The sequence below is a fragment of the Variovorax sp. SPNA7 genome, from assembly GCF_033807855.1.
Taxonomy (GTDB): domain Bacteria; phylum Pseudomonadota; class Gammaproteobacteria; order Burkholderiales; family Burkholderiaceae_C; genus Variovorax; species Variovorax beijingensis.
Genome location: NZ_CP138513.1, coordinates 1,005,994 through 1,021,322, shown reverse-complemented (window position 1 = coordinate 1,021,322; position 15,329 = coordinate 1,005,994). Strand labels below are relative to the sequence as shown.

General features: G+C 68.0%; 15 protein-coding genes. 8 read left to right on the top strand and 7 right to left on the bottom strand.

Translation table 11 applies throughout. The features are described 5' to 3' along the window. The first annotated feature begins 86 nt into the window (after nucleotides 1-86). Nucleotides 87-1,637, top strand: a complete 1,551-nt coding sequence (locus RZE77_RS04560) for an aminotransferase-like domain-containing protein (protein ID WP_319440878.1) — start codon at nucleotides 87-89, stop codon at nucleotides 1,635-1,637. Here RZE77_RS04560 and RZE77_RS04555 read toward each other — a convergent pair. Genes RZE77_RS04555 through RZE77_RS04545 form a run of 3 tightly spaced genes read right to left on the bottom strand, consistent with a single transcriptional unit; the run spans nucleotide 1,610 to nucleotide 3,563 of the window. After that, nucleotides 1,610-2,536: an ROK family protein gene (locus RZE77_RS04555; RefSeq protein WP_319440877.1), complete on the bottom strand. Its 927-nt coding sequence runs from the start codon at nucleotides 2,534-2,536 to the stop codon at nucleotides 1,610-1,612. The genes RZE77_RS04560 and RZE77_RS04555 overlap by 28 nt on opposite strands. 46 nt (nucleotides 2,537-2,582) lie before the next feature. Beyond that, entirely contained in the window at nucleotides 2,583-2,777 is a 195-nt protein-coding gene (locus RZE77_RS04550) for a DUF2905 domain-containing protein (protein ID WP_281147626.1), read from the bottom strand. 9 nt (nucleotides 2,778-2,786) lie between these two features. Further along, complete coding sequence (locus tag RZE77_RS04545) at nucleotides 2,787-3,563, bottom strand: inositol monophosphatase family protein (RefSeq protein ID WP_319440876.1); 777 nt, start codon at nucleotides 3,561-3,563, stop codon at nucleotides 2,787-2,789. A gap of 106 nt (nucleotides 3,564-3,669) precedes the next feature. Between RZE77_RS04545 and RZE77_RS04540 the strand changes: the two genes are divergently transcribed. Next, a complete protein-coding gene (locus tag RZE77_RS04540) occupies nucleotides 3,670-4,068 on the top strand; it encodes a DUF5329 family protein (protein WP_319440875.1) in 399 nt (132 codons plus the stop codon). A gap of 26 nt (nucleotides 4,069-4,094) precedes the next feature. On the opposite strand, the gene RZE77_RS04535 is transcribed toward RZE77_RS04540, so the two are convergent. After that, complete coding sequence (locus tag RZE77_RS04535) at nucleotides 4,095-4,958, bottom strand: TauD/TfdA dioxygenase family protein (RefSeq protein ID WP_319440874.1); 864 nt, start codon at nucleotides 4,956-4,958, stop codon at nucleotides 4,095-4,097. Nucleotides 4,959-5,635: 677 nt separating this feature from the next. Next, complete coding sequence (locus tag RZE77_RS04530) at nucleotides 5,636-6,751, bottom strand: class I SAM-dependent methyltransferase (protein ID WP_319440873.1); 1,116 nt, start codon at nucleotides 6,749-6,751, stop codon at nucleotides 5,636-5,638. A gap of 26 nt (nucleotides 6,752-6,777) precedes the next feature. Here RZE77_RS04530 and RZE77_RS04525 point away from each other — a divergent pair, with 26 nt between their 5' ends. The 5 genes from RZE77_RS04525 to RZE77_RS04505 are packed head-to-tail and all read left to right on the top strand — an operon-like array spanning nucleotide 6,778 to nucleotide 10,279. Continuing rightward, on the top strand, nucleotides 6,778-7,566 hold the full coding sequence (locus tag RZE77_RS04525; RefSeq protein ID WP_319440872.1) for an SDR family oxidoreductase: 789 nt from the start codon (nucleotides 6,778-6,780) through the stop codon (nucleotides 7,564-7,566). 8 nt (nucleotides 7,567-7,574) lie between these two features. Further along, nucleotides 7,575-7,949, top strand: a complete 375-nt coding sequence (locus RZE77_RS04520) for a dihydroneopterin aldolase (RefSeq protein ID WP_012746124.1) — start codon at nucleotides 7,575-7,577, stop codon at nucleotides 7,947-7,949. Nucleotides 7,950-8,006: 57 nt separating this feature from the next. Continuing rightward, a complete protein-coding gene (gene ttcA / locus RZE77_RS04515; protein WP_319440871.1) occupies nucleotides 8,007-8,942 on the top strand; it encodes a tRNA 2-thiocytidine(32) synthetase TtcA in 936 nt (311 codons plus the stop codon). A 46-nt stretch (nucleotides 8,943-8,988) separates the two neighbouring features. Continuing rightward, nucleotides 8,989-9,609, top strand: a complete 621-nt coding sequence (locus RZE77_RS04510; RefSeq protein ID WP_319440870.1) for a DUF4136 domain-containing protein — start codon at nucleotides 8,989-8,991, stop codon at nucleotides 9,607-9,609. A 22-nt stretch (nucleotides 9,610-9,631) separates the two neighbouring features. Next, the gene (locus RZE77_RS04505; protein ID WP_319440869.1) at nucleotides 9,632-10,279 is read left to right on the top strand and encodes a histidine phosphatase family protein; all 648 of its coding nucleotides are present in this window, start codon (nucleotides 9,632-9,634) and stop codon (nucleotides 10,277-10,279) included. On the opposite strand, the gene RZE77_RS04500 is transcribed toward RZE77_RS04505, so the two are convergent. Together RZE77_RS04500 and RZE77_RS04495 are read right to left on the bottom strand one after the other, a co-directional pair. Further along, nucleotides 10,276-13,446 (bottom strand): efflux RND transporter permease subunit, encoded by a 3,171-nt coding sequence (locus RZE77_RS04500; RefSeq protein ID WP_319440868.1) that lies wholly within the window; start codon nucleotides 13,444-13,446, stop codon nucleotides 10,276-10,278. The two genes, RZE77_RS04505 and RZE77_RS04500, sit on opposite strands and share 4 nt — an antisense overlap. Further along, nucleotides 13,443-14,573 carry an efflux RND transporter periplasmic adaptor subunit gene (locus tag RZE77_RS04495; protein WP_319442304.1) on the bottom strand — a complete coding sequence of 377 codons (1,131 nt, stop codon included), beginning with the start codon at nucleotides 14,571-14,573 and terminating at the stop codon, nucleotides 13,443-13,445. The genes RZE77_RS04500 and RZE77_RS04495 overlap by 4 nt, the downstream gene beginning before the upstream one ends. Before the next feature lie 402 nt (nucleotides 14,574-14,975). Here RZE77_RS04495 and RZE77_RS04490 point away from each other — a divergent pair, with 402 nt between their 5' ends. After that, nucleotides 14,976-15,293, top strand: a complete 318-nt coding sequence (locus RZE77_RS04490; RefSeq protein ID WP_319440867.1) for a hypothetical protein — start codon at nucleotides 14,976-14,978, stop codon at nucleotides 15,291-15,293. Nucleotides 15,294-15,329: the final 36 nt, after the last annotated feature.

The following is a 15,329-nucleotide window of genomic DNA, read 5'->3' as shown; positions in this document are numbered from 1 at the left end:
GCGGTGGCCGCGGCGCATCTGTTATGGTCGTTTTCCTTCGCAACTGCATCTGTTTTTGGATGCGCGACAGGGGGAGCATCGAGGCCATGGATTCGCTACCGCTCTACCGCCAGCTCTCAGCGCACTACGTGGACGCGATCCACACCGGCTCGCTCAAGCAGGGCGACAAGCTGCCTTCGCTGCGCAGCCTCATGCGCCTGCACGGCATCAGCCTGTCGACCGCGCTGCAGCTGTGCCGCACGATGGAAAGCGACGGCTGGGTCGAGGCGCGCGACCGCTCGGGCTACTTCGTGCGCCGGCCGCGGCGCCTTGCCATCGCGCCGATGGAGGAGCCCCCGGCCGGCGTGCCGCCCGACCCGGCGCAGTACGTGGGCATCCACGCCAAGGTGTCGGACTTCGTGGCGCGCCGCCGGCAGCTTCCCGAGAAGCTCAACTTTTCCATCGCGCGCGGCGCACCCGAGCTGTATCCGGCCGAGGCGCTGCGCAATGCGATGACGCGCATGCTGCGCCAGCAGCCCGACATGCTGACGGTCGCGGCGCCGCTCAAGGGCCACCGCCAGTTCCGGGAGGTGCTCGCGCAGCGCAGCCTGCGCGTGGGCATGGCGATCTCGCCGGAAGACATCCTCGTCACCAACGGCTGCATCGAGGCGCTCAACCTCGCGCTGCGTGCCGTGGCGCAGCCGGGCGACACGGTGGCGGTGGAGTCGCCCACCTTCTACGGCCTGCTGCAGGTGCTCGAGAGCCTGGGCATGCGCGCGCTGGAGATCCCGACCAGCCCGCAGACCGGCCTCTCGATCGAGGCGCTGGAGCTCGCGATCCGCACCTACGACAACATCAAGGCCGTGGTGGTGGTGCCGCACCTGCAGAACCCGCTGGGCAGCGTGATGCCCGATGCCCACAAGGCGCGGCTCGCGCAGCTGTGCGAACGGCACGCGATTCCGCTGATCGAGGACGACACCTACAGCGAGCTCGTCGACGCCCCGACGCCGCCGCGCGCGCTCAAGTCCTGGGACACCGGCGGCAACGTGATCCATTGCGCCTCGCTGCACAAGATCCTCGCGCCCGGCCTGCGCCTGGGCTGGATCACGGCCGGACGCTGGCACGCGCGGGTGGAGATGCTCAAGTACGCGCAGACCCGCAACAACGAAGGCCTCTCGCAAAGCGGGGCCGGCCTGTTCATGGCCACCGGCGCCTACGACCGCCACCTGCGCCATCTGCGCAGCTGCCTGAAGACGCAGCGCGAGCAGACTGCCGATGCGATCGCCGGCTACTTTCCGGCCGGCACGCGCATCAACCTGCCGCCTGGCGGGCTGCAGCTGTGGGTCGAGCTGCCCGAGCGCCTGTCGTCGTCGCGGGTCTTCGATGCGGCGCTCGCGGAGCGCATCGTGGTGGCGCCCGGCACGCTGTTCTCCAACTCCTCGCGCTTCGATCACTACCTGCGCATCAATTGCGGCTGGCCGTATGGCGAGGCGGTCGACACGGGCCTGCGCCGCCTGGGCCAGATCATCGAGACGCTGATGAGCCGCAGCGCCGGCGCGGCTGCGGCGCCCCTGCCCATGCGGCCGGCATCGCCCCCGGCCCCCATCCAGCCGCCCGAGGCGCGCCGGCTTCAGTCGAGCAGTGCCAGGGCCGCGTAGTCGCCGACCTTTTCGCCGAGCCCGGCGGGCACCAGCAGCACGCCGCGCGTGAGCGGCTTGAGCTTGCCGTCGACCTGTGCCTGCAGCCGTGGCAGCAGAAAGTCGCGGTGGTGCCAGAACACGCTGCCGCCCAGGCTGATGCGCTGGAGGTCGAGCGTGGCAACCAGGTTGTAGATCATCCGACCCATCACGCGGCACAGCGCATCGACGACCTCGATGGCATGCGGTTCACCGCCCGAGGCGGCCGCGAACAGGTCGGGCGCGGGCTGCCCGAAGCGGCGCGCAATGGAGTTGCCCGCCACCAGCGCCTCCACGTCGCCGAGGTTGCCGCAGCCGCAGAGCGCGCCGCTGGCGTCGTCCGCCACGAAGCTGTGGCCCGCATGGCCGGCATTGCCGTTCTTGCCGCGCAGTGCGCGGCCGTCCACGCACAGGCCCACGCCCACGCCGGTGCTCCAGGTGACGTAGGCGCAGTGGTCCATGCCCTGCAGCGCGCCCCAGTGGCGCTCGGCCTCGAGCGCGGCCACGGCGTCGTTCTCGACCCGCACGCGGCTGAAGCGCCGGGCCAGCGGGGCTTCGATGATCGCCGTCATCCAGTTGTTGGGCAGGCCGCGCGCCGGTCCGGCAATGCCGCCGCAGATATTGGGCGTGGCCAGTTCCACCATGCCGTCGCGCAGCTCGAAGGGACCGGTGGACGAGACGCCCACGCGGTCGATGTCGGCCGGCGCGATGCCCTGCTCGGCGCAGACCTCGTCGATCATGCGCATGATCTGCACCGCCACGGCATCGTTGTCGCCGGTCTTGGCGGTCGGCTCGCTGCGGCGGCCGACCAGCGGCGCATCGCTCGAAGGGGAAAGGCTCACGGCCACCTTGGTGCCGCCGATGTCAACGCAGGCTCTCATCGCGTGGTTCTTCTCTCTGGGGTGTCTGGGTTCATCATCAACGGCGCTAGATGAAGCGCGCCACCAGCGCCGCGATCATGCTGAGCACCAGGGTGCTCGAGATCGGCAGCTGCCATTCGCGGCCGAAGGCGCGGAATTCGAAATCGCCAGGCAGCCGCCCGAAGCCGAACCGGCGCAGCCAGGCCGTGAGGCCGCTCATGAGCACCAGGGCAAGGACGACGACGATCAGCCAGCGGATCATGGGGACAGTCTAGGCCGCAAGGACGGCCATGGCTTGTCGGTGAAGTTCGGGCGTTGCGGCCGCAATCACCCTGCCGTCGGATTCCAGCCCCAGCGGCTGGCCGTGCCAATCGGTGATGACGCCGCCCGCGGCCTCGATCACGCCGGCTGGGCCCAGGTAGTCGTAGGGCTGCAGGCCGGTTTCCACCACGAGGTCGATGGTGCCGCCCGCGAGCTGCGCATAGCCGTAGCAGTCGCCGCCGAAGCGCCGCATCGCGCACTGCCGGCTCAGCCGGTCGAAGGCCTGCCAGTCGGTGGGCGCAAAGATGTCGGGCGAGGTGGTGACGATGCGGGCCTTGACGACGTCGGTACAGCTGCTGGCGTGCACCGGCTGGCCGTCGCGCGTCGCGCCCAGGCCGGCCTGGCCGATCCAGCGCTCCTTGAGCACCGGCATGTCGATCATGCCCAGCACCACGCGCGCGCCTTGCAGCACGCCGATCAGCGTGCCCCAGAGCGGCGATCCGGTGATGAAGCTGCGCGTGCCGTCGATCGGGTCGAGCACCCAGATGCGCTCGGCGTCGAGCCGCTCGAGGCCGTGCTCCTCGCCGAAGATGCCGTCCGCCGCGGCGCGCACGGCAAGGATCTCGCGCATGGCCGTTTCGGCGGCGCGGTCCGCCAGCGTCACCGGGCTCTCGTCGGCCTTGGTGATGATGTCCAGCGGCGTGCGGAAATGGCGCATCGACTGCGCGGCGGCGGCATCGGCCAGAAAATGCGCGATCGACAGCAGATCGGGGGCGGAAGAGCTCATGGGAAACCAAGCGTGCCAAAACCTGCGATTAGACCCGAGCCGGGCCCGGTTTGACACGCATGGGGCCACCGTCCTAGCATGGTCCGGAAATTGCCACATCGACAACATGGCTTCATTTCAACTTCTGCGCCGCGCCCTGCTGGCGCTTGTGCTCGGCCTTGCAGCCGCAGTGGCCCAGGCCACCCCTTCCGCGTCGGAGCAAAAGCTCATCGACACGCTGATCCTGCGCGTCTCGAAGATGACGACGATGACCTTCATGCGCAACGGCAATGAGCACAACGCCGCCGACGCCGCCAAGCACATGCAGGCCAAGTTCGACCACTTCAAAGACGACATCGCCACGGCGGAAGACTTCATCGACCGCTGCGCCTCCCGCTCGGAGGTGACGGGCAAGCCCTACAAGGTCAAGATGGCCAACGGCTCGATGCGGGACGCCAACGAGTTTCTCAACGCCGAATTGCGCGCGCTGCGCCAGGGTGGTGGCGGCAAGCCCGTATCCGGCTGACCCGGCTGCATCGGGGCTAGAAGCAGTCAGAAGGGCGTGTCGCCCACGATGGTGGTGCGGTTCAGGCGGCGCCGCAGATGGTCCGGCGTGCCGGCAGCCAGGTGCATCAGCGAGCGGTTGTCCCAGAACACCAGGTCGTGCGGCGCCCATGGATGGCGATACACGAACTGCGGCTTCACGCTGTGCGCGAACAGTTCGGCCAGCAGCGCATCGCTCTCCTGCTGCGGCAGGCCGACGATGCGCGTCGTGAAATGCTCGCTGACGAACAGCGCCTTGCGGCCGGTTTCGGGATGCGTGCGCACCACCGGCTGCACGGCGGGCGCGACCTGGTCGATCTGCGCCTGCGAGAGCTTGGGCCGCCACGGGTTCTTCGCGCGCAGTTCCTCGTACTTGGCGAGGTAGCTGTGCTCGGCCTTGAGCGGCAGGATGCGCTGCTGCAGTTCGGGGGAGAGCGTCTCCCACGCAAGGTGCTGGTCGGCAAAGAGCGTATCCCCGCCTTCGCTCGGCAGCTCCTGCGCATGCAGCAGCGAGCCCAGGCTGGGCTGAGGCTTGTACGAGATGTCCGAATGCCAGTAGACGCCAGCGTCGCCCAGGCCGATGGGCTCGCCGTTTTCCTTGATGTTGGAGACGATCAGGATCTCGGGATGGTTCTTCAGGTGGAACTGGTGCAGCACATGGATCTCGAGCGGACCGAAGCGGCGGCTGAAGGCAATGTGCTCGGCCGGGGTGATCTGCTGATTGCGGAACACCAGCACGTGGTGGTCCAGGTGGGCGCGGTGGATGCGCGCGAAGTCTTCGTCGTTGATGGGCTTCGAGATGTCGAGGCCGACGATTTCTGCGCCTACCGGGGCGTTGAAGGGGCGCACTTCGAAGTGCTGGGGGGCGGTCATTGCGCCAATGTAGGTTTTGGTGAGGGGTTTCTCCAACGAAATCTTTGTTGGTTGCTTATGGGGGTTTTTGAGTTCCGGGGCCGGGTCTCGCCCCGGCGGGCGACTCACTTTCTTTTGCTTCGCCAAAAGAAAGTAAGCAAAGAAAAGGCGACCCTACTGTCTGCGTCCCTCCGCTTCGCTGCGGGCAACCTGCGGTGCTCGATTCCGGCGGGGGTCCGCAGAACTCGCTTCGCTCAAACAGCTGCGGCCCTGATCCCGCCTCCATCTGCGCTCCTCGGCGCATACAGAAGGGCTGGGAGCGGGTGGCCATCGCTTCGCTCGGCCCCAAGACCAACAGCCAATACCAATACCGACAGCCCAATTCCAACCACCGCGGCGCCACGCGCCGCGGTGGCTTGGTGGCCGAGCGAAGCAAAGGCCCGTTCGGCTCCCAAGCCCCTCTGTATGCGCCGAGGAGCGCAGCGTTTCGCGGATCAGGGCTCGCAGCTGTTTGAGCGAAGCGAGTTCTGCGAGACCCCGCGAAACGCGAGCACCGCAGGTTGCCCCGTAGCGCAGCGAAGGGGTCGCAGACAGTGGGGTCGCCTTTTCTTTGGCTACTTTCTTTTGGCGAAGCAAAAGAAAGTAGCTCGCCCGCCGGGGCGAGACCCGGCCCCGGAAAACAAAACAGCCACAGCAAGTCAGAGCGTATGACTCCGATCCCCCTCAGCAAACCCCATCGCCTCCCACCCCTCGCCCACCGCAAACCCCACCACCTTGAACAGCTCCCCCATCTCATGCTCATGAACGAGCCGAGCCGCCATGCCTCTTTCGGCCGTGCTGCCCTGCCCCATCCGTTCGAGCAGCCCGCAGTTCAGCAGAAAGCGCGCCTGGCTGGTGTAGCCCAGCACTTCGAGCCCGGCCTCCTGCCCCGCGAGCGCGATGCCGGTGAAATTGACGTGCGCCGTGATGTCCTTGTAGCCCACATCCGACAGCGGATCGCCGTCGGCCTGGTGCGCGCGGTGGCACATCACGGTGCCCATGTGGCGCTGCGGGTGGTAGTACTCGCGCTCCGGAAAACCATAGTCGATGAAGAAGGCGGCCCCCTTCTTCAAGCGGTCCGCCAGGGTCGCGACGAAGGCCTCGGCCTGCGGATGGATCTCGGTCAGGTAGTCGTGCTCGCCGGGCACCTCGAACGGCGGCCGCAGCGCGGTCTCGCGGTCGGCCCAGGCCCAGCCGTCGGCGCGCGCATTGCGCACCACGCCGCGCTCGAACCACTGGCCGCCCACGCGGGCCAAGAGCTGCACCGGCATCGCATCGAGCACCTCGTTGCCGACCACCACGCCCTGCATCGCCTCGGGCAGTTCGCCGAGCCATTCGACGCGGTCCGTGTAGCGCGCCAGCGCCTGCTGCTGGCGCTCGCGCAAGGTGCCGGACAGGTCGACGATGCGGTAGCGCACGTCGCCGCGGCCCATCTCGTCGAGCGCATGCAGCAGCTGCACGGCGAGCGCGCCCGTGCCGGCGCCGAACTCCCAGACCGTGTCGGTGCCCGTCTTCTCAAGCGCCTCGGCCACCTGCGCCGCAAGCGCCTGCCCAAACATCGGCGTGAGCTCCGGCGCCGTCACGAAGTCGCTGCCCGAAGAGGGCATGTGGCCGAACTTGGCCGAGCTGTTGGCGTAGTAGCCCAGCCCCGGCGCATACAGGGCCAGCGCCATGAAGCGGTCGAAGCCGATCCATCCGCCCGCGCGTTCCACCGAACGGGCGATCAGGATATCGAGGGCGATGGGTAAACTGTTTGTCGTCGTTTTTGTCGTCACCCGCCGATTCTCCCTTCTCTGCCCGCATGAGCACAGTGCCCCTTCCTCCTGTTACGCCCGCCCGCCGCACCGTCCTCGTCACGGGTGCCGGCCGCCGGCTGGGGCGCGAGATTGCGCTGGCGCTGGCCGCGGGCGGCTGGCAGGTGGCAGTGCACTACCGCAGCTCGCGCGCCGAGGCCGAGCAAACGGCGGCCGATTGCGCGGCCCTGTCGGGCAATTCGGCGCCGTTCGAGGCCGACCTGCTCGACGAAGGCGCCACCCGCGCCCTGCTGCCGCGCGTGGCGGCGCACTTCGGCAGCGTCGATGCGGTGGTCCACAGCGCGGCGCTCTTCGAGCACGACGACGCCGCGAGCTTCAGCTACGCGCTCATGGAGCGCCATGCGCGCAGCAACACCGGCGCGGCCATCCTGCTGGCGCAGGCGCTGCACGACCACCTGGCGCTGCGCGGCGACGCGCAGGGCGCCGTGGTGCACCTGCTCGACCAGAAGCTCTGGAACCCCAACCCCGACTTCCTGAGCTACACGCTCTCCAAGGCCGCGCTCGAGGCCGCCACGCCCATGCTGGCTCTGGCACTGGCGCCGCGCGTGCGGGTGGTGGGCGTGGCGCCCGGCCTCACGCTGCCCAGCCACATGCTGGACGAAGACAGGTTCTCGAAGCTGCACAAGCTCTCGCCGCTCGGCCGCTCTTCCACGCCGGCCGACGTGGCGGCCACCGTGAAGTTCGCGCTGGAGAACAACTCGATCACCGGCACCACGCTCGTGGTGGACGGCGGCCAGCACCTCATGAAATTCGACCGCGACTTCTCGCTGATGTGAGCCCCACCATGCCTTCCAATCCGATCGGCCGCCAGACACTCACCCTGCAGGGGCTGCGCTTCGACGCCAACCTGGGCATCCTCGACCAGGAAAAGACGGCGCCGCAGCCGATCCAGGTCGATGCCGAGCTGCACCTGGGCGCGCAGCCGCTGCTGCCGAAGGACGACGACATCTACCACGTGCTGGACTACCGCAAGGTGCGCCGCATCATCATCGACGAGTGCACCGCCGAGCACGTGAACCTGCTCGAAACCCTCATCGGCAAGCTCGCACAGCGGCTGCTGCAGCTGCCCGGCGTGGTCGGCGTGCGGGTGAAGATCGCCAAGCTCGAGATCTTCGACGACTGCGAGGTGGCTATCCGCATGGAAGCCGGGGAATGGTGAACCAAGGCAAAATCGAGCCTTCCTCCCCCCGATTTGCCTGACCGAAGCAGCCCACCCATGAACGCCGTCTGGATCGACGAGGCGCCCGTCGCCGGCGCCGCAACCGCCACCAATTCCCTGAAGATCGAGCGCGAAACGCACAAGCTCGAGAAGCGCCTGTGCCGCGAGGTCGGCCGCGCCATCGTCGACTACAACATGATCGAAGAGGGCGACAAGGTCATGGTGTGCGTCTCGGGCGGGAAGGACAGCTACGCCATGCTGGACATCCTGCTCAAGCTCAAGGCCCGCGCGCCGATCCACTTCGACATCGTCGCGGTCAATCTCGACCAGAAGCAGCCCGGTTTCCCCGAAGAGGTGCTGCCCAAATACCTGAGCGAGCTCGGCGTGGACTTCCACATCGAGAACCAGGACACCTACAGCATCGTCAAGCGCGTGATCCCCGAGGGCAAGACCACCTGCGGCCTGTGCAGCCGGCTGCGCCGCGGCATCCTGTACCGCGTGGCGGACGAACTGGGCGCCACCAAGGTCGCGCTCGGCCACCACCGCGACGACATGCTGCAGACCTTCTTCCTCAACATGTTCTTCGCGGGCAAGCTCAAGAGCATGCCGCCCAAGCTGGTGAGCGACGACGGCAAGCACATCGTGATCCGCCCGCTCGCCTACGTGGCCGAGAAAGACCTGGTGCGCTGGGCGCAGCACCGCGAATTCCCGATCATTCCGTGCACCCTCTGCGGCAGCCAGGAAAACCTGCAGCGCAAGCAGGTCGGCGAAATGCTGCGCGAGTGGGACAGGAAGCACCCCGGCCGCGTGGAGAACATGTTCACCGCGCTGCAGAACGTGGTGCCCTCGCACCTGCTCGATGGAACGCGGCACGACTTCAAGGGTCTGAAGGCGACCGGCGTGGCCGACGAAGACGGCGACAAGGCCTTCGACACGCCCTCCTTCGACCTGCTCTCCCAGGCACCTGCAGCCCTGCGCATCCTTCAGGGCTGACCGGGCAACCCAGGGGAATTTTGGGCCGCCGAGCCCGGAGATCCTCATGAAACGTGCGTTTTCAGCTCTTCTTCTGATAGCAACCCTGAGCGGCTGCGCCACCTCCTGGGTGGTCGACAGCGATGTGAAAAGCTTCTCGTCGCTGGGCACCGTGGCGCCCGGCGCCAGCTACCGCTTCGAGCGCCTGCCGTCTCAGCAGGCCGACCCCGCCCGGCAGGAATCGCTCGAGGCCATGGCCGCCGCCGCGCTCGAGAAAGTGGGCCTGCGCCGCGATGACGCCAGGCCGCAATACAGCGCGCAGATCGGCGCCCGCGTCACGGCCGGCCTCTCGCCCTGGGCCGACCCGTGGCTCTTCGACGGCCCCTGGGGCTATGGCTACGGCTATCCCGGCTATGCACGCCGCTGGCATGGCGGCGGCTGGTACGGCGGCCCGGCCTTCATGCCGCCCGCGGCCAACCCCTGGTACGAGCGCGAAGTGAGCATCGTGCTGCGCGACATCGGCTCGAACCGCGTGGTCTACGAAACGCGGGCCCGCAACGATGGCCCGTACAACGTCAGCGCGACCATCCTGCCGGTGATGTTCGAGGCCGCGCTGCAGGGCTTTCCGAATCCGCCGCAGGGCGAGCGCCGGGTGAACATCGAGCTGTCCGCCGCGAAGAAGAAATGACGCGCTTTTAGAATCCAGCCAGATGGAAGAAATCACCCGCCTGATTGCCGTTCGCCATGGCGAAACCGCCTGGAACGTCGACACGCGCATCCAGGGCCAGCTCGACATCGGGCTCAACGACACCGGGCTCTGGCAGGCCCGGCGCGTCGGGCAGGCGCTGGCGCACGAAGACATCGGCGCGATCTACGCCAGCGACCTCTCGCGCGCCTGGCAGACCGCGCAAGAGATCGCCAGGCCGCACGGCCTCGCGGTGCAACCCGAACCGGGCCTGCGTGAACGCGCCTTCGGCCGCTTCGAGGGCATGAGCTTTGCCGAGATCGAGTCCACCCTGCCCGACCAGGCCCGGCGCTGGCGCGAGCGCGACCCCGAATTCCAGCCCGAGGGCGGCGAGAGCCTGCTGGTCTTCCGCGAGCGGGTGACGCGCATCGCATCGAAACTGGCCGCACGCCATCCGGGCCAGCTCGTGGCACTGGTGGCGCACGGCGGCGTGATGGACGTGCTCTACCGCGCCGCCACGCGCCAGGAGCTGCAGGCGCCGCGCACCTGGCAGCTCGGCAACGCCGCCATCAACCGCATGCTGTGGACGCCCGAGGGCTTCAGCCTCGTGGGCTGGAGCGACACCGCCCACCTGGCGGCGGACGACGACGTCCTCGACGAGACAACGACCTAGGCGTGCGAGGCCGCGTGCCCCGCGGCACCACCACCAGCCTCGGCCTTGGCCTCGCCCGGCAGATCGACCATCGGCCCGGTGCCGCTGTAGCGGTCGAGCGCCAGGTAGATGGCGGGCGTGATGTAGAGCGTGATCACCTGCGAGAAGATCAGGCCGCCCACCACCGCCACGCCCAGCGGCTGGCGCAGTTCGGCGCCGGCGCCCAGGCCCAAGGCGAGCGGCAGCGCGCCCATCAGCGCGGCCAGCGTGGTCATCAGGATCGGTCGGAAGCGCAGCCGGCAGGCCTCGCGGATCGCATCGACCGGCTTCATGCCCTCGGTGCGCTGCGCATCGAGCGCGAAGTCGATCATCATGATCGCGTTCTTCTTGACGATGCCGATCAGAAGCAGGATGCCGATGGTCGCGATCAGCGTCAGGTCGAAGCCGAAGATCTTGAGCGAAAGCAAGGCGCCCACGGCCGCCGACGGCAGCCCCGCCAGGATGGTCAGCGGGTGGATGTAGCTTTCGTACAGCACGCCCAGCAGCACGTAGATCACGAGCACCGCCAGCACCAGCAGCACGGCCTGGCTCGCCTGCGAGCTCTGGAACACCGCCGCATCGCCGCCGTAGGTGGTGATGATCGACTGCGGCATCTTCAGTTCTTCCTTGAACTGGTCGATCTTCGCGGTCGCGTTGCCCAGCGGCACGTCGGGCGCGAGGTTGAATGACACCGTCACCGCCTGCAGCTGCCCCTGGTGGTTGACCGAGGTGGGCCCCACCGTGCGCTTGACGGTCGAGAAGGCCGACAGCGGCACCAGCCGGCCGCTGGTGCTGCGCACCGACAGGCGCGACACGTCGTCCTCGAACTGCCGGTCGTTGTCGGCGGCCGAGAGAATCACCTGGTAGGTGTTGCTCGCGCCGTAGATGCTGCCGATCTGCCGGTCGCCATAGGCGTTGTAGAGCGCGGTGCGCAGGTCGCCCACGGCCACGCCGAGCACGCCGGCCTTGTCGCGGTCGATCTCCAGCGTGGCCTGCAGGCCGCGGTTCTGCGAATCGCTGGTGACGTCGCGGAAGGCCGGGTCGGCGCGCATGCGCTCCATGAGCCGCGTGGCCCAGGGCACCATCTCGCCCGCATTGACGCTCTGCAGCGTGTACTGGAAGCGCGCCTTGCTCTGGCGGCCGCCCAGGCGCAGGTTCTGCACCGGCTGCATGTAGACCGCAATGCCCGGAATCTCGCGGAAGCGCTGGCGCAGCGACTCGAGCACCGCGGCCATCTTGGGACGCTCGCTGCGCGGCTTGAGCACCGCGAACAGTCGGCCGGAGTTCTGCGTGGCGGTCGGCCCGCCCACGCCGACGAACGAGCTCACGTAGGCCACGCTCGGATCGGCCTGCAGCGAAGCGGCCACGCGTTCCTGCAGCGCGTACATGGCGGTGAAGGAGATGTCCTCGGCCGCTTCGGTGGTGATCTGGATCTGGCCGATGTCTTCCTCGGGGAAGAAGCCCTTCGGAATGGAGACGAACAGCCAGGCCGTGACGACGAAGGTGGCACCGGCCACCAGCAGCATCAGCGTGCGGTGCGCGAGCGTCCAGTCGAGCGTCCGCATGTAGCTCGCATGCACCCAGCGGTAGCCGCGTTCGAAGGCGCGGCCGATGGCGGTGCCGGGTTCGGGGTGCTCTTCCTCGTGGTCGAGCGCGCCGTCCTTGCGCGGCACGTGCTTGAGCAGCCGGCTCGCGAGCATCGGCACCAGCGTGAGCGACACGATGGCCGACACCAGCACCGCCAGCGCCACCACCACCGCGAATTCATGGAACAACAGGCCGATCACGCCCGGCATGAAGAAGATCGGAATGAACACCGCCACCAGCGAGATCGAGATCGAGATGATGGTGAAGCCCACCTCGCGCGCCCCGCGCAGCGCCGCGGCCATCGGCTCCATGCCTTTCTCGACGTAGCGCATGATGTTCTCGAGCACCACGATCGCATCGTCCACCACCAGCCCCACGGCCAGCGTGATGCCCAGCAGCGAGACGTTGTCCAGGCTGTAGCCGAAGGCATACAGCAGCGCCACCGCGCCGATCAGCGAGATCGGAATGGTCGCGGCCGGAATCAGCGTGGCCACCAGCCGGTGCAGGAACAGGAAGATCACCAGCACCACCAGCGCCACGGTGCCCAGCAGCGTGAGCTGCACGTCGTGCACCGCCTCGCGGATCGACAGCGAGCGGTCGTTCACCATGTGGATCTCGACCGATTGCGGCAGCTCGGCCTTGAAGCGCGGGATGAGCGCACGCACCGCATCCACCACCTCCACGGTGTTGGCGTTGGGCTGGCGCTGCACGGCCAGCGAGATGGAGCTCTGGCCGTTGAAGCTGCTCGCGGTCTTGACCGATTCGAAGCTGTCCTCGATGGTGGCCACTTCGTCGAGCCGCACGGGCGCGCCGTTGCGCTGCCCGACGATCAGCTTGGCGAAATCTTCCGCCTTGGTGAGCTGCCGGTTGGCCTGGATGGTGAGCGTCTGGCGCGGCCCGTCGAGCACGCCGACGGGCGTGTTGGCATTGGCCGAATTCACCGCCCTGGCCAGTTCGTCGAGCGTGATGTTGCGCGCGTTGAGCAGGTCGGCATTGGCCTTGATGCGCACCGCGAAGGCCTTGCGGCCGTACACGGCCACCTGCGCCACGCCGTCGATGGTGGAGAGCGTGGGCGAGATCAGGTTCTCGGCATAGTCGTTGAGCTCGGACGGATTCATCGACGGCGAGATCAGCGAGATGAACAGCACCGGCGCATCGGCCGGATTGACCTTGCGGTACGAAGGCAGCTGCGTCAGCTCCTGCGGCAGCTGGCGCTGGGCGCGCAGCAGCGCGGCCTGCACGTCGACGGCGGCGGCGTCGATGTCGCGGCTGCTCACGAATTCCAGCGTGATCGAGCTCACGCCCTGCGTGTTGACCGAGCTGATGGTCTGCAGGCCCGGAATGGTCGAGAACTGCTTTTCGAGCGGCAGCGCCACCGACGAAGCCATGGTGTCGGGGCTCGCGCCCGGCAGCTGGGCGTTCACGTTGATGACCGGCGTGTTGTAGCTCGGCAGCGCGGCGACCGGGATGCTGAAGTAGGCAAAGATGCCCGCCACCACCACCGCCGCGGACAACAGCACCGTCATCGCGGGACGGCGGATGCACAGCTCCGAGATGTTCATGCGCGTTCCCGCGGAGCCTGGGTGTCCGAGGAGGCCGCACTGCCCGGCGTGACACCGGTGGTGCCGGCCGGCGCGGCCTTTTTATCGACCCGGACCTTGCCGCCCGGGCGCACGTTCTGGCTGCCCTCGATGACCACCTGCTCGCCCGGCTCCACGCCGCTCACCGCCACCCTGGTGCCGAAGGTGTGGAGCACCTGCACCTGGCGCCGCTTGGCATTCATGGCCTGGTCGACCACGTAGAGCGAAGCGCCGTCGGACAGCATCATGAGCGCCGCGGCCGGCACCACCGTGGCGCCGGAGAGCGTGCGAACCGTGATCCGCGTGCCGACGAACTGGCCCGGCCAGAGGCTCTGGTCGGCGTTGTCGAACACCGCCTTGGCGCGCACGGTGCCGATCTGCGGGTCGACCGTGTTGTCCACGAAATTGAGCACGCCGCTGAGCGGCTCGCGGCGCCCGACGACCAGCGCCTCGACCCTGGCCCGGCTGCGCGCCGCCGCCAGCAGGTCCTGCAGGTTGGCCTCCGGCACCGGGAAGCTCACCGCGATGGGATCGAGCTGCGTGATGGTGACCAGCGACAGCGTCGGCTGCACCAGCGTGCCAGGGTAGATGTTGACCGCGCCGATGCGCCCCGCAATGGGCGCGCGCAGCGTGGCGTAGCCCAGCGCCACCTGCGCCGATTGCACCGCGGCGCGGTCGGCCGCCACCGCGGCGCGCTGCGCCTCGAGCTGCGACAGCGTGGCGTCCGTGGCGCTCTTCGAAATGAAGTTCTGCGCCAGCAGCTCCTGGCTGCGCCGATATTGGCGCTCGAGGTCGGCCAGGGTCGCTTCGTCGCGCTTCTGCTGGGCGCGGGCGCGGGCCAGGTTGGCCTGGTCGTTGCGGTCGTCGAGCGTGAAGAGCAGCTGGCCCTCCTTGACGAACTGGCCTTCCTTCACGTGCACCGCCGCAACGGTGTTGGTCACCTGCGGCCGCAAATCGACGCTGTTGAGCGACACCACGCTGCCGTTCACCTGCACCGTGACCGGCACGTCCTGCCGCTCGGCGGTGGCGAGCGTGACGAGCGCGGCCGGTGCGCCGTCCGCAGGGGCTCCGCCGCCAGCGGCGGCGGGCCTGGCGTTCTTTGCCGCCATGCGATCGCCCGACCCGTTCCACCACCATCCCGCGACAGCTACGATCAACACACCTGCAAGAGCGAGGACGATTTTTTTCTTCATGGGTTCTTGTGCACTTTGGGCTGACAGCGGCTATTGGAGCAGCCGTCGACTCGCAGTGTCCGTGAGTGCCGTAAAGATAAGTAAAGCCGCAATGCCAGGGCCCATGTACAACCCGCTGTGGCAGGCGCCAGGGATGATTTCACCCCGCCGCTAAAATCGCCGCTCCACAGCCTCTGGATATACCCCATGAACCGCTGCAAGAAACCCACGAATGCTCTCACTTTCATAGCGCTTTGCACAGTGGCTGCAAGCCTTTTTTCCATCGGCGCCGCAGCCCAGTCCGAGGTACCCCGGCCGCAGACCCAGAACGAGTCCCTGGTGGGCGGACGCACTTTCCCGGTCGGCACGCTGCGCGGCAAGTTCATGGTGATCGACGGGGTCGACGTCGAACTCGACGGCAAGCCCGACCGCATGGCGCCCGGCGGCCGCATCCGCAGCGCGCAGAACATGCTGGTCATGTCCAGCGCCATCACCGGCCAGAAATACCTCGTCAACTACACGCGCGATGCCGCCGGCCTGCTGCGCGAAGTCTGGATCCTCACGCCCGACGAAGCCGTTGCCAGGCGCGAGTCGCTCGACAAGCCGCTGCTGAACATCTGGCCGTTCACTTCGAACGACACCGTCAACACGCAATAAAGATGCCGGCGGGCCGCGCCCGCCGCGCCGCAGGGC

Coding starts and splice junctions, on each gene's coding strand:
- RZE77_RS04560 (WP_319440878.1), top strand. CDS start 87: ATGGATTCGCTACCGCTCTACCGCCAGCTCTCAGCGCACTACGTGGAC.
- RZE77_RS04525 (WP_319440872.1), top strand. CDS start 6,778: ATGAGCACAGTGCCCCTTCCTCCTGTTACGCCCGCCCGCCGCACCGTC.
- RZE77_RS04535 (WP_319440874.1), bottom strand. CDS start 4,958: ATGACCGCCCCCCAGCACTTCGAAGTGCGCCCCTTCAACGCCCCGGTA.
- RZE77_RS04505 (WP_319440869.1), top strand. CDS start 9,632: ATGGAAGAAATCACCCGCCTGATTGCCGTTCGCCATGGCGAAACCGCC.
- RZE77_RS04495 (WP_319442304.1), bottom strand. CDS start 14,573: ATGGCGGCAAAGAACGCCAGGCCCGCCGCCGCTGGCGGCGGAGCCCCT.
- RZE77_RS04555 (WP_319440877.1), bottom strand. CDS start 2,536: ATGAGAGCCTGCGTTGACATCGGCGGCACCAAGGTGGCCGTGAGCCTT.
- RZE77_RS04540 (WP_319440875.1), top strand. CDS start 3,670: ATGGCTTCATTTCAACTTCTGCGCCGCGCCCTGCTGGCGCTTGTGCTC.
- RZE77_RS04510 (WP_319440870.1), top strand. CDS start 8,989: ATGAAACGTGCGTTTTCAGCTCTTCTTCTGATAGCAACCCTGAGCGGC.
- ttcA (WP_319440871.1), top strand. CDS start 8,007: ATGAACGCCGTCTGGATCGACGAGGCGCCCGTCGCCGGCGCCGCAACC.
- RZE77_RS04500 (WP_319440868.1), bottom strand. CDS start 13,446: ATGAACATCTCGGAGCTGTGCATCCGCCGTCCCGCGATGACGGTGCTG.
- RZE77_RS04550 (WP_281147626.1), bottom strand. CDS start 2,777: ATGATCCGCTGGCTGATCGTCGTCGTCCTTGCCCTGGTGCTCATGAGC.
- RZE77_RS04520 (WP_012746124.1), top strand. CDS start 7,575: ATGCCTTCCAATCCGATCGGCCGCCAGACACTCACCCTGCAGGGGCTG.
- RZE77_RS04545 (WP_319440876.1), bottom strand. CDS start 3,563: ATGAGCTCTTCCGCCCCCGATCTGCTGTCGATCGCGCATTTTCTGGCC.